Consider the following 12,686-nt stretch of genomic DNA (forward strand, 5'->3'; position numbering starts at 1 on the left):
GGCGATTCGAACGCCCGACCCTAACCTTGGCAAGGTTATGCTCTACCCCTGAGCTACGCCCGCGCTGCCATTCGGTGAGCGGTGAGATATTCATTCTGCCGCAGCGCTGCAAGTGAAAAAATACCCGGCAATGGATTTTTCCATAGATTTCTGCGACGGAACCTCGGCCCTCCTGCGTTCATTCAGCAAAGACGAACAAGACCGGGAGGCACGTCCCCGTATGAAACCCCGCAGGAAACCACTCGACTATGCCCGTATCGGCGCCTTGATCGCGGCGATTGTTCTGGCCAAGGCTCTGATGCCCGATGCCACTGGTGACGCGCCCAGCAGGCAGGCCGGACCGCTCCTGTCGCAGCCTGCGCCGGTCTATGTGAAGACCATCCGCGACGTCCTCACTGACCCGCTGTCCGAAGCCGCTCCGTGGTCTGACGTCTGACGCCCAGGCGGCGCATCACAGCAACGCATGTGCCAGAAGGCCAAGGCCCGCCGCCAGCACCATCACCAGGTTCAGCACGATGCCCAGCTGCCGCAGGATCAGGATCTGCGGGCGTCGGGTGAAACCGATCGCATGCATCAGGCGCCCGCCAATCAGCATCGCCCCAAGGGCATGCAGGGCCAGCGTCGGCGCCCCCTGATTTTCCACCGCGGCCATCAGGATCAGCCCGATCGGAACGTATTCGACAAAGTTCCCCTGCGCGCGGATGGCGACCAGAACGGCACGATTGTCGCCATCCCCGATCGAGACCTTGTGCTTGATCCGCTGCCTGCTGACCCCCAGCGTCAGGTAGACAAACATCAGCGCCGCAGCGCCCGCATAAAGAGACGTGATTGCAAACATCGGCATTTCCTCCCGGTTTTCCCGCCAAATCCAATAAGTTCGTTTTTGGAACTTAATGGATAGCAAGCTTTCGACGCATTGAAACCCGCAACGGGTGCAAGTTCCTGCAACGTCATGCGGGATTGGAGAAGGCAAAAAAGGGCGCCGCTCTGGTTTGGAGGGCGCCCTTTCATGGTGGTTTTGGGGTTGGAGCTTATTCCAGCTCGATCAAGAGATCCTTGGCATCGATCTGGCCACCGGCGTGCACATGCAGGGCCTTCACCACCGCGTCGCGTTCGGCGTGGAGGCCGGTTTCCATCTTCATCGCCTCGATGGTCAGCAGCAGATCGCCTTCGTGCACTTGCTGGCCCACCTGCACCGCGACCGAGGCGACGACGCCCGGCATCGGCGCGCCGATGTGGTCGGGGTTTCCGACCTCGGCCTTGGGGCGCGCGGCGGTGGTGGATTTCACCAGCCGGTTCGGCACCCGGATCACCCGGGGCTGGCCGTTCAGTTCGAAGAAGACCTTCACCTCGCCGTTTTCATCCGTCTCGCCGATGGCCTGCAGGCGGATCTCCAGCGTCTTGCCGGGGTCGATCTCGGCCGAGATCTCCTCGCCCGGTTCCATCCCGTAGAAGAAGGTCCGCGTCGGCAGGGTGCGTACCGGGCCGTATTCGCGGTGACGGCCCATGTAATCGAGGAAGACCTTGGGATACATCAGGTAGCCGTTCAGATCCTCGTCATCGACCGTCTTGCCTTCCAGCTGCTGCGACAGCTCGGTGCGGGTCGCTTCCAGGTCCACCGGCTCCAGATGCTTGCCGGGGCGTTCCAGGTTGGGTTTCTCGCCCTTCAGAACCTTGTCCACGATACCAGCGGGGAAGCCGCCCGGGGGCTGGCCCAGATTGCCGCGCATCATGTCCACGACAGAATCCGGGAAGGAGACCTCGGTTGCGGGGTCCTCCACCTCGGCGCGGGTCAGGCCCTGGCTGACCATCATCAGCGCCATGTCGCCAACCACCTTGGAGGAGGGCGTCACCTTCACGATGTCACCGAACATCTGGTTCACATCGGCATAGGTATGGGCGACCTCGTGCCAGCGCTCCTCCAGCCCCAGAGAGCGCGCCTGCGCCTTGAGGTTGGTGAACTGGCCGCCCGGCATCTCGTGCAGGTAGACCTCGGATGCGGGGGCCTGCAGGCCGGCCTCGAAGGCGGCGTATTGCGCGCGCACCTGTTCCCAGTAATCGCTGATCTCGCGGATCGAGGCGATGTCGAGCCCGGTGTCGCGGTCGGTATTGCGCAGCCCTTCGACGATCGAGCCGAGGCAGGGCTGCGAGGTGCCGCCCGAGAAGGCGTCCATCGCCGCATCCACCGCATCGACGCCCGCATCGGCCGCGGCCAGGATGGTGGCGCCGGCGATGCCGCTGGTGTCATGAGTGTGGAAGTGGACCGGCAGGCCGACCTCTTCCTTCAGCGCCTTCACCAGTTGGCGCGCGGCGGCGGGTTTCAGAAGACCGGCCATGTCCTTCAGGCCCAGGATATGGGCGCCTGCGGCCTCCAGGTCCTTGGCCATGCCGACATAGTACTTGAGGTCATACTTGGCGCGGTTCGGGTCCAGGATGTCGCCGGTGTAGCAGATGGTGCCTTCGCAGATCTTGCCGCTCTCGACCACCGCATCCATGGCGACGCGCATGTTCTCGACCCAGTTCAGGCTGTCAAAGACGCGGAACACATCGACGCCGGTGGTGGCGGCCTGTTTCACGAAGGACTGCACCACATTGTCGGGGTAGTTGGTATAGCCGACCCCGTTGGAGGCGCGCAGCAGCATCTGGGTCATCAGGTTCGGCATCGCCACGCGCAGGTCGCGCAGGCGCTGCCAGGGGCATTCCTGCAGGAAGCGATAGGCCACGTCAAAAGTGGCACCGCCCCAGCATTCGACCGAGAACAGCTGGCTGAGGTTCTGCGCATAGGCGGGCGCCACCTTGATCATGTCGAGGCTGCGCATGCGGGTCGCCAAGAGCGACTGGTGCCCGTCGCGCATGGTGGTGTCGGTCAGCAAGAGCTGGCGCTGCGCCTTCATCCAGTCGGCCACCGCCTGCGCGCCCTTCTGCTCCAGAAGGTTGCGGGTGCCATAGGGCAGGGTGCCCGGCTCCACCCTGGGGGCGCGCGGATCCTTCAGGTCGGCTTTCGGCTCCGGGCGGCCTTCGGTCTCGGGGTGCCCGTTGACGCTGATATCGGCGATATAGGTCAGTACCTTGGTGCCGCGGTCCTGGCGCTTGGCGAACTGGAACAGCTCGGGCGTCTCGTCGATGAACTTGGTGGTGTATTCATTGCTGAGAAAGGTCGGGTGCTTCAGCAGGTTCTCGACAAAGGCGATATTGGTGGAGACGCCGCGCACCCGGAATTCGCGCAGGGCGCGGTCCATGCGGGCAATCGCCTTTTCCGGGGTCGGCGCCCAGGCGGTGACCTTGGTCAAGAGGCTGTCGTAATAGCGGGTGATCACCCCGCCCGCATAGGCCGTGCCGCCATCCAGGCGAATGCCCATGCCGGTGGCCGAGCGGTAGGCGGTGATACGGCCATAGTCGGGGATGAAGTTGTTGAGCGGATCCTCGGTGGTGACCCGGGTCTGCAGCGCATGACCGTTGAGACGGATCTCGGATTGATCCGCCTTGCCGGTCGCCTCGGCCAGGGTCTTGCCCTCGGCGATCAGGATCTGCGCCTGAACGATGTCGATGCCGGTGACTTCCTCGGTGACGGTGTGCTCCACCTGCACGCGGGGGTTCACCTCGATGAAGTAGAAGTTGCCAGTCTCCATATCCATCAGGAATTCGACGGTGCCCGCGCATTCGTAGTTCACATGCTGGCAGATCCGGCGACCCAGGTCGCAGAGCTCCTCGCGCTGCGCGTCACTGAGGTAGGGGGCAGGGGCGCGTTCCACCACTTTCTGGTTGCGCCGCTGCACCGAACAATCCCGCTCCCACAGGTGGTAGATCTGCCCGTGCTTGTCGCCGAGGATCTGCACCTCCACGTGACGGGCGCGGGTGATCATCTTTTCGAGATACCCTTCGCCATTGCCGAATGCGGCTTCGGCCTCGCGGCGGCCCTCAAGCACCTTCTCTTCCAGCTCATCCTCGGACAGGATCGGACGCATGCCGCGCCCGCCACCGCCCCAGGAGGCCTTCAGCATCAACGGGTATCCGACCTCGGCCGCCTCGGTCTTGATGGCGGCCATGTCATCGCCCAGCACCTCGGTCGCGGGGATGACCGGCACGCCCGCCTCGACCGCCACGCGCCGCGCCGAGGCCTTGTCCCCCAGCGCGCGCATGGTCTCGGCCTTGGGACCGATGAAGGTGATGCCGTTGCGGGCGCAGGCATCGACGAAATCGGGGTTTTCCGACAACAGGCCATAGCCCGGATGGATCGCATCGGCGCCGCTCTCCTTGGCGACGCGGATGATCTCGTCGATCGAGAGATAGGCCGCCACCGGCCCAAGACCCTCGCCGATGCGGTAGGCCTCATCCGCCTTGAAGCGGTGCAGCCCCAGCTTGTCCTCCTCGGCATAGACCGCAACGGTCCTCTTGCCCATTTCATTCGCAGCCCGCATCACACGGATCGCAATCTCGCCGCGGTTGGCTATCAGGATCTTCTTGAAGTCGGTCATATCTTCCCCCGAGGTCAGTCTGTCTGGCGATGTGTTAGGCGCATCTTGGCGTCGGGTATACCCGTAGTTCTGGGTATTCGGCAGCATGATTGCGCTCTCATTTTGCATGATAGCGCCCTCATTTTCCAAAAGGCGCCGTCGGCGGCAAAAACTCGGCACCGCAAATTCCTGTACACGGTCGGGTTGCCGGAGATTCGCGCGGTGCTCCTCACATGTGGCCAAACCCCAGGGCCGAAGATCCGCGCCTTTGGTCTGAGACGCGGTGCCGGAGGTATGCTGAAACCACCGCCCGGATAGGGAGGTATCCTTTTGAACCCTCGGTCCGGTCGGCTCATATCCCGAAGCGCAAATCCGAAGGGGGAGATGCCCTGTATACCTTTGCATGCCGCCTGGCGGGCGCAACTCACGGCAGAGCGGCGGGTTGGGAGAGGCCTTTTATCGGAAAGGAGCCAAGATGCACAGGATCGTCTATTTCAGCCATATGGCCCGGAAAATGACCGCAAGAGAGGTTGCGGGGATCGTCGGTTTGTCCCGCACCAACAACGCCCGCGACGGGTTGACCGGTCTTTTGCTGTATCACGGGTCCTGCTTCTTCCAGGTGCTGGAAGGTGGCGCGGACAAGCTGGCGCTGCGCTATCAGAAAATCGCCGAGGATCCGCGCCATGCGAACCTGCGGGTGGTGCAGAGCGAGGCGGCCGAATTTCGGGCCTTTCCCGATTGGCGCATGGGGTTGCTGACGCCCGAGCAACTGCCGGTCCTGGCGCGCGACAGCGTCTTTTCGCTGCGCGAGCTGTTCCCGATGAACAGCGAGGCCCGCGGCGACGATGTCACGGTCCGCCGGTTGGTGCGGGATTTCCTCGCCAGCTTTCAGTCAATCCAGGCGGCCTGAGCCATTTACGCCAGCCATCGTCATGTCAGATGGTGTCGGGGTAGATCCCTGATCTGAGCCAATGTGCTCAGCCCCATCTGCCCCATGTTCGCCTCAAGATCCTTGCGCAGGATATCGATCAGATGATCGGGACCCTTCGTGCCCAGTGCTGCCAGCGCATAGTGGAAGGCACGGCCGAACATCACGAAATCAGCGCCAAGCGCCAGGGCGCGCAGGATATCCAGCCCGCCTTCGACGCCGCTGTCAAAGATCAGCGGCAGGTCGGTTACGGCGCGGATTTCCGGCAGAACCTCGATGGCGGCGGGGCAGCCGTCGAACTGGCGTCCGGCGTGGTTTGAGACCCACAGCGCATCGACGCCGATCTGCTGCAGCGGTTCCGCGTCCTCGGGGCGCATCACGCCCTTGATGACGAAGGGCCCATCCCAATTGTCCCGTAGCCAGCGCGCGTAGTCCCAATCCGGAGAGGTCCGCAAAAGATAGCCGATATGGGCGGTGGACGACAGGCCCTGACCGGTAGTCTCGGCCGTGTATTTGTCGAGCGTGCGCATATGGGGCATGCCGCCCTCGTGCCGGTGTTGGCGCGCCATGCCCATGGCCCAGGCCGGGCGCATCGCCACCTGCGCCAACAGGCGCGGCGTCAGCCGTGGCGGCTGGGTCAGGCCCGATCGCGTCTGTCGTTCCCGGCGCGAGGCGACGGGCACATCCACCGTCAGAACCAGCACCTTGAAGCCCGCATCCCGCGCCCGCGCCAGCATGTCCCTGCGGATGCCTTCGTCCTTGGGCGGGTACAGCTGGTACCAGGCCTGCGGTCCGAGGTGCGGCGCCAGATCTTCGGGCGCCTGGCTGGCCACGGTCGACAGGCTGTAGGGAATGCCATTGCGCGCGCCGCAGCGGGCCAGGTGGCCTTCGGCATCGGGCCAGATCAGCCCCGACATGCCCACCGGCGCAATGCCAAAGGGCAGGGGCAGTCTCTCTCCGAACAGCTCAGTCGACAGATCTATGTCCAGCGGTCCATGCAGGATCGAGGGCAGAAAGCCGATCCGATCAAGGGCCGCGCGGTTGCGCGCCTTGGTGGCCTCAACCCCGGTGGCGCTGTCCAGGTACTCCCAGACGAACCGCGGCAGGCGCCGCTCGGCCCGGCTGCGCAGGTCGGACAGGCCGGGATAATGCGAGTGCAGATCTTGATGCGATGTCATGGGCGCATCATTGCCGCTTTGCCGTTGGAGTCTAGCGGAAACGTTGCGCTACTGGGGGCCGTCGTTGGGATGGGCAGCGGCGTTCAGCGTCGTGACACCTGGGTGCGGGGCAAAAAGATGATGCGAACAGAGTGTGAACGTCCTCTTTCCTGCAGGGGTGAATCACGCTAGGATCACGCCCATGAGCAGTTTCGATGAAATGGACGCCTTCGAGGGCGCCTCCCTCTCCGCCCGCGCCATGGCTGCGCGCCCGAAACCCTATCTGGAGGGGCTGAACCCGGCCCAGCGGGAGGCGGTGGAATGTCTGGATGGTCCGGTGCTGATGTTGGCGGGGGCCGGCACCGGCAAGACCAAGGCGCTGACCACACGGATCGTGCACCTTCTGACGCTGGGCCAGGCGCGCCCGAACGAAATCCTGGCGGTGACCTTCACCAACAAGGCCGCGCGCGAGATGAAGGAACGGGTGGGGCGGATGCTGGGCCAGCCCGCCGAGGGCATGCCCTGGCTCGGGACCTTTCATTCGATCTGCGTCAAGCTGCTGCGCCGCCATGCGGAACTGGCGGGGCTGAAGTCGAATTTCACCATTTTGGACACAGATGATCAGATCCGCCTGTTGAAGCAACTGATCCAGGCGGCGGGGATCGACGACAAACGCTGGCCCGCGCGAATGCTGGCGGGGATCATCGACGACTGGAAGAACCGCGCGCTGACGCCGGAAAAGGTGCCTGCCGCAGATGCCAGCGCCTATAACCATCGCGGCACCGAGTTCTACGCCCAGTACCAGACCCGCCTGAAGGAACTGAACGCCGTCGATTTCGGCGATCTGCTGCTGCATATGGTGACGATCTTCCAGAACCATCCGGACGTTCTGGCCCAATACCAGCGCTGGTTCCGTTACATCATGGTGGACGAATATCAGGATACCAACGTGGCGCAGTATATGTGGCTGCGGCTCTTGGCGGCGGGGCACAAGAATATCTGCTGTGTGGGCGATGACGACCAGTCGATCTACGGCTGGCGCGGCGCCGAGGTGGGGAACATCCTGCGGTTTGAAAAGGATTTTCCCGGCGCCAAGGTGGTGCGGCTGGAGCAGAACTACCGCTCGACCGAACATATCCTTGCCGCAGCCTCTGGCGTGATCCGGGGCAACGCGGGGCGTCTGGGCAAGGAGCTGTGGACCGATGCGACGGGCGGCGAGAAGGTGCGCCTGATCGGTCATTGGGATGGCGAGGAAGAAGCGCGCTGGATCGGCGAAGAGATCGAATCCATGCAGCGTGGCACCCGCGGTCAGGCACCTGTGGATCTGAACAATATGGCGATTCTGGTTCGCGCCTCCCACCAGATGCGTGCCTTCGAGGACCGCTTTCTGACCATTGGTCTGCCCTACCGGGTGATCGGCGGTCCGCGATTCTACGAGCGACTCGAGATTCGCGATGCCATGGCCTATTTCCGCCTGGTGGTCTCGCCTGAGGATGATCTGGCCTTTGAACGCATCGTCAACACGCCGAAACGCGGCCTGGGCGACAAGGCGCAGCAGAAGATCCAGGTGATCGCCCGTGAGAATGGCGTATCCCTGCTGGAAGGCGCCCGTCTGGCCGTCGAAAGCGGTGAGATCAAGGGCAAGGGCGGTGCGGCGCTGCGCCAACTGGTCGAGGATCTGCGCCGTTGGAGCCGGATGACGGGTGATGCCGACATCAGCCATATGGAACTGGCCGAGATCGTGCTTGATGAGAGCGGCTACACCACCATGTGGCAGATGGACAAGAACCCGGACAGCCCGGGTCGCCTTGAAAACCTCAAGGAACTGGTGAAGGCGCTGGAGAATTTCGAGAACCTGCAGGGTTTCCTGGAACATGTCAGCCTGGTGATGGACAATGACAAGCAGGATGCCGAGCAGAAGGTCAGTATCATGACCCTGCATGCGGCCAAGGGGCTGGAGTTCCCTGCGGTTTTCCTGCCCGGCTGGGAGGATGGTCTCTTTCCCTCGCAGCGGTCGATGGATGAAAGCGGTCTCAAGGGGCTCGAAGAGGAGCGCCGCCTTGCCTATGTGGGCATCACCCGCGCCGAGGAGATCTGCACGATCTCCTTTGCGGGCAACCGGCGGGTGTTCGGGCAATGGCAATCGCAGCTACCCTCGCGCTTTATCGATGAGTTGCCCGAGGAGCATGTGGAGGTGCTGACGCCGCCGGGGCTGTATGGTGGTGGTTACGGTGCCGCTGCCGGTGGCACCCAGGTGAAATCCCGCATCGATGACCGCGTGGCCCAGGCCGATGGCTATAATTCCCCGGGCTGGAAGCGCATGCAGGCGCGGGCAGGCGAACGCGGCCTGTCGCAGCCGCGCGAAAGTCGAACTCAGGTGATCGATCTGACCGCAAGCTCCAGCCATACTGTGGGAGAGCGGGTCTTTCACCAGAAGTTCGGCTATGGCGCCATCACCGGGATCGAGGGCGACAAGCTGGAAGTCGATTTTGACAAGGCGGGGATGAAGAAGGTGATTGCCAAATTCGTCACGGCCCATGACGACGTACCGTTCTGAGATAGTGATCTGAGGCAGAGGCGGTCGGATCGCTTTGCGATCCGATCCGGGCGCGGGGGCGCTGGCAGCTTTGCTGCCAGCGCCCCCGCGCCATTCCCCTGACGAGAACGACACGCGCAAAATCCACGCCTGCGGCAGAAGCGCTGGCGCGGAAATCTCTGTTCATGTCTCTGGAAAAGAAAACGGCGGTGCCAGGGAGGAGGAGAGGCACCGCCGTTCTTTGCAACATCCGGCCAAATGGGAGGAGGAGGCCCGATGTATCAACGTCCGGGTTTGATCCCGGTATGAGGTGCGACGACACCAGGGAGGAGGAGAGGTGTCGCCGCTCTGAACAACATCCGGCCAAATGGGAGGAGGAGACCGGATGTATCAGATCCCGGGTTTGATCCCGGTATGAGGTGCGGCGACACCAGGGAGGAGGAGAGGTGCCGCCGCTCTGAACAACATCCGGCCAAATGGGAGGAGGAGACCGGATGTATCAGATCCCGGGTTTGATCCCGGTATGGGGTGCGGTGACATCAGGGAGGAGGAAGATGTCACCGCGATTTACAGGTCCTTAAGGGAGGAGGAGAAAAGGACCTGATCTCGGTTATGCGTTTTCGTAGGCGGCCTGGAGGGCCAGGCGCTTGATCATCGAGCGGTTCAAGCCCAGGTCTGCCAGTTCACGGTTGGTCAGGGCAGACAGCTCGTTGATGGTTGCGCGATAGACGCGGTAGCGTGCGAATTTCACTTTCAACGCGTCCAGGAAGGCCAGACCGGTGTCTGCCAGGGTGCCCTTGTGGGCGGTGATGTGGTTTACTGCGGCCATCGGGCAGGTCCTCAGCTCTTGCTAGTTAGGTCAGTAGTTCTGTCGTTGCCTGTAAAGGCGTTTCTTGAACACCAATTTAAGGAAATGCTGCAGGTGCACAATCCCCAGACTCGGCATTTCTGCTATGCAGCATTTGCATGGGTCTTTTCCTGACGTGCTGGAATATGGCTGCAAAAATGGCCTATTTCCTTGGTGTTGCTTGAAAAATGGGCGCCTTGTGTCCGGCTGCGGCAGGGTGCCGTCACGGCAATTTCGCTTGGGCTGGGTGGGCGGAGCCTATATGCAGTGGAGGCTTCGGCCGGGGCAGGAAACAGAGGGAAGACTATAATGCCGGTGACACGTGATCAGATTCTTGCAGCACTTGAGCGTCTGGCCTTGCCGGATGGCGGAACGCTGGTGTCGCGGGACATGCTGCGAGCGCTCAGCATTGACGGTGCTCAGGTTCGGTTTGTGATCGAAGCGCCAAGCCCGGCCATCGCCCAGCATATGGAACCCCTGCGCCGCGCGGCCGAAGCTGCGGTTCTGGCGTTGGAGGGCGTGGATACCGTCAGTGCGGCCTTGACAGCCCATGGGCCAGCCCAGGCCGGTCAGTCGGCACCAAGTCTTAAACTTGGGGGGCACCCAAAGCCGCAACAGGGGCCGATCAAGCCTGAGGGCGTGGCGCGCATTCTCGCGGTGGCCTCGGGCAAGGGCGGCGTCGGGAAATCTACAGTCAGTGCCAATCTCGCGGTGGCGCTGGCCCGGCAGGGCCGCAAGGTTGGCCTGCTGGATGCAGATATATATGGACCCAGCCAGCCGCGTATGATGGGGGTGAGTGGGAAGCCCTCCAGCCCGGATGGCAAGCGGATCACCCCGCTTCAGGCCCATGGGGTCACGGTGATGTCCATCGGCCTGATGGTGGAAGAGGAAAAGGCGGTGATCTGGCGCGGTCCCATGTTGATGGGCGCGTTGCAGCAGATGCTGGGGCAGGTGGACTGGGGAGAGCTGGACGTTCTCATCGTGGATCTGCCGCCGGGCACCGGGGATGTGCAGCTGACGCTGTGCACCAAGGCAGAGCTCAGCGGGGCCATCGTGGTCAGCACGCCCCAGGATGTGGCGCTGCTGGATGCCCGCAAGGCGCTGAACATGTTCGAACAGCTGAAGATCCCGGTTCTGGGGTTGATCGAGAACATGTCCTTTTTCACCTGTCCCGACTGCGGTGGAGAGCATCATATCTTCGGTCACGGCGGTGCCGCCGCCGAGGCCAAGCGCTTGGGCCTGCCGCTCTTGGGTATGCTGCCGATCGATCTGGAAACGCGGCTGGCTGCGGATGGCGGCACCCCGGTGGCGGCCGGTGAGGGTGCCATGGCACAGGCCTATGGCCAGATCGCCGAGGGGCTGGTGCGCGGCGGCATGGCCTGAGCCGCGCCGTACCGTCCCATACCGTACCGTCCCGCTATTGATCCAGATATTGCGACCGGCCTGACCGTCTGCGTCCAGTGCGCGCGGTGCAGGCTGCGTGTCCCATGGGGCAGGCGCGTCTTTGTGCGGGGCGCCGCCTTCTGGCGTGGTCTCGTTGCATGGCCTCGCCAGAGCGGTTTGCAGGGGCTTTGGGATAGCGTGGGATATCTCGGCCCATCACATTTGATCGCTCCGAGATCGCTCCATGGGAAAGCATGGGCGGCGCTGTCTTGATACTTGGCGATTCCGAATCACGGAGGCTCATCTGCGCGTGAATTCAGGTGTGGACTGACAGGATTCCGGCGTTCACCGGCGCCGAGCCTCGGAACATATCGTGAATATTATGTGGCAAAAAAAAGATGCTGAATTTTTTCTGGGAAACTATGGGTGCTCTAGGGGGAGATCGCGGACCACTAGATGTAGTCATAATCTGAAAAATACCCGCAATTTAAGCTGCATCATTTATAGAGGTTAATAGAGTCTTAACAAGAATTGCCCGTGTTAACCCGGATTCTCCCATGGTCTCGTGAAGAAACCTATTGCCGTACCCTGATTTCCCATAGTATCCCTTTTGTCATCGAACGAGAGCAAGGACGGGGCGCCAAACGACCCCAGGCAAAACAAGACAAGCAGGTTTCATACAGGCCTTCGCTTTCCTCGAACAAAGAGATCCGGCGCGCGGGCGAGCAGACATCCCCCCAGGTGGCGCGCGCAGTCGGACACCCCGCACGGCGGGACAAGGCGGCGGGTTGATCAGTGGCAGCAGATCAACCCGCCCCTTTTACTTTCGGGGGTCGGCACACCGCGAGGGGCGCGAAAAAGGGACGATAATTTGGGCCGCAGGTTCAGAGGCGAAAGCCACCACAAGGTGGACAGCAAGGGGCGGGTGTCGATACCGGCCTCCTTTCGCCGTGTTCTGGAGGCAAGCGATCCCAACTGGCAGCAGACCGGAGACAACCCCGAATTGGTGATCGTTTACGGTGATGATCGCCGCAAGTTCCTTGAATGCTATACAATGGAAGCAATCGACGAGGTCGACGCCAAGATCGCGGCCCTGCCGCGCGGCTCGCGGGAGCGCAAGATCCTGGAGCGCATGTTCAACGGCCAATCCCTGCCCACCACGGTGGATGAGACCGGCCGCCTGGTCCTGCCCGCCAAGCTGCGGGGCAAGATCGGGCTGGAGGGCGAGGCCTTTTTCATCGCCTCGGGCGATACGTTTCAGATCTGGAAGCCGCAGACCTACGAAGAGGTGGAGATGGCTGAAGCAGAGAAGCTGATGGCGGATCTGCCGGATGACTTCGATCCGCTGCAATTCCTTGATGGCGCCGGGGGGCACTAAGGT

Annotated in this window: 9 protein-coding genes; 5 read left to right on the forward strand and 4 right to left on the reverse strand. The window is 62.6% G+C overall.

Going from position 1 to position 12,686, the window contains the following annotated elements; translation table 11 throughout:
• The first annotated feature begins 220 nt into the window (after positions 1–220).
• Positions 221–436 (forward strand): hypothetical protein, encoded by a 216-nt coding sequence (locus PXK01_RS07105; protein ID WP_274859453.1) that lies wholly within the window; start codon positions 221–223, stop codon positions 434–436.
• Between the two features lie 15 nt (positions 437–451).
• Here PXK01_RS07105 and PXK01_RS07110 read toward each other — a convergent pair whose 3' ends face one another.
• Together PXK01_RS07110 and PXK01_RS07115 are read right to left on the reverse strand one after the other, a co-directional pair.
• The gene (locus tag PXK01_RS07110; protein ID WP_274849195.1) at positions 452–838 is read right to left on the reverse strand and encodes an MAPEG family protein; all 387 of its coding nucleotides are present in this window, start codon (positions 836–838) and stop codon (positions 452–454) included.
• 193 nt (positions 839–1,031) lie between these two features.
• Positions 1,032–4,475, reverse strand: coding sequence for a pyruvate carboxylase (locus PXK01_RS07115; protein WP_274859454.1), 3,444 nt, complete (start codon positions 4,473–4,475; stop codon positions 1,032–1,034).
• A 454-nt stretch (positions 4,476–4,929) separates the two neighbouring features.
• Between PXK01_RS07115 and PXK01_RS07120 the strand changes: the two genes are divergently transcribed.
• Positions 4,930–5,364 carry a BLUF domain-containing protein gene (locus tag PXK01_RS07120; RefSeq protein ID WP_274859455.1) on the forward strand — a complete coding sequence of 145 codons (435 nt, stop codon included), beginning with the start codon at positions 4,930–4,932 and terminating at the stop codon, positions 5,362–5,364.
• 20 nt (positions 5,365–5,384) lie between these two features.
• Here the strand turns inward: PXK01_RS07120 and PXK01_RS07125 are convergent, their stop codons facing one another.
• Entirely contained in the window at positions 5,385–6,560 is a 1,176-nt protein-coding gene (locus PXK01_RS07125) for an alpha-hydroxy acid oxidase (protein ID WP_274849192.1), read from the reverse strand.
• Between the two features lie 181 nt (positions 6,561–6,741).
• Here PXK01_RS07125 and PXK01_RS07130 point away from each other — a divergent pair, with 181 nt between their 5' ends.
• The gene (locus PXK01_RS07130) at positions 6,742–9,096 is read left to right on the forward strand and encodes an ATP-dependent helicase (RefSeq protein ID WP_274849191.1); all 2,355 of its coding nucleotides are present in this window, start codon (positions 6,742–6,744) and stop codon (positions 9,094–9,096) included.
• A gap of 589 nt (positions 9,097–9,685) precedes the next feature.
• On the opposite strand, the gene PXK01_RS07135 is transcribed toward PXK01_RS07130, so the two are convergent.
• Positions 9,686–9,904: a DUF1127 domain-containing protein gene (locus tag PXK01_RS07135; RefSeq protein WP_274849190.1), complete on the reverse strand. Its 219-nt coding sequence runs from the start codon at positions 9,902–9,904 to the stop codon at positions 9,686–9,688.
• 327 nt (positions 9,905–10,231) lie between these two features.
• On the opposite strand from PXK01_RS07135, the gene PXK01_RS07140 reads away from it, so the two are divergent.
• Positions 10,232–11,305 carry an Mrp/NBP35 family ATP-binding protein gene (locus tag PXK01_RS07140; RefSeq protein ID WP_274859456.1) on the forward strand — a complete coding sequence of 358 codons (1,074 nt, stop codon included), beginning with the start codon at positions 10,232–10,234 and terminating at the stop codon, positions 11,303–11,305.
• 871 nt (positions 11,306–12,176) lie between these two features.
• Positions 12,177–12,683 carry a division/cell wall cluster transcriptional repressor MraZ gene (mraZ, locus tag PXK01_RS07145; protein ID WP_274859457.1) on the forward strand — a complete coding sequence of 169 codons (507 nt, stop codon included), beginning with the start codon at positions 12,177–12,179 and terminating at the stop codon, positions 12,681–12,683.
• Positions 12,684–12,686 lie beyond the last annotated feature (3 nt).

The organism is Phaeobacter sp. PT47_59 (assembly GCF_028890025.1).
Classification (GTDB): Bacteria; Pseudomonadota; Alphaproteobacteria; order Rhodobacterales; family Rhodobacteraceae; genus Phycobacter.

Bases quoted from the DNA above. Each gene is read 5' to 3' on its own strand.
- PXK01_RS07105 (WP_274859453.1), top strand. From the start codon at position 221: ATGAAACCCCGCAGGAAACCACTCGACTATGCCCGTATCGGCGCCTTG.
- PXK01_RS07110 (WP_274849195.1), bottom strand. From the start codon at position 838: ATGTTTGCAATCACGTCTCTTTATGCGGGCGCTGCGGCGCTGATGTTT.
- PXK01_RS07115 (WP_274859454.1), bottom strand. From the start codon at position 4,475: ATGACCGACTTCAAGAAGATCCTGATAGCCAACCGCGGCGAGATTGCG.
- PXK01_RS07120 (WP_274859455.1), top strand. From the start codon at position 4,930: ATGCACAGGATCGTCTATTTCAGCCATATGGCCCGGAAAATGACCGCA.
- PXK01_RS07125 (WP_274849192.1), bottom strand. From the start codon at position 6,560: ATGACATCGCATCAAGATCTGCACTCGCATTATCCCGGCCTGTCCGAC.
- PXK01_RS07130 (WP_274849191.1), top strand. From the start codon at position 6,742: ATGAGCAGTTTCGATGAAATGGACGCCTTCGAGGGCGCCTCCCTCTCC.
- PXK01_RS07135 (WP_274849190.1), bottom strand. From the start codon at position 9,904: ATGGCCGCAGTAAACCACATCACCGCCCACAAGGGCACCCTGGCAGAC.
- PXK01_RS07140 (WP_274859456.1), top strand. From the start codon at position 10,232: ATGCCGGTGACACGTGATCAGATTCTTGCAGCACTTGAGCGTCTGGCC.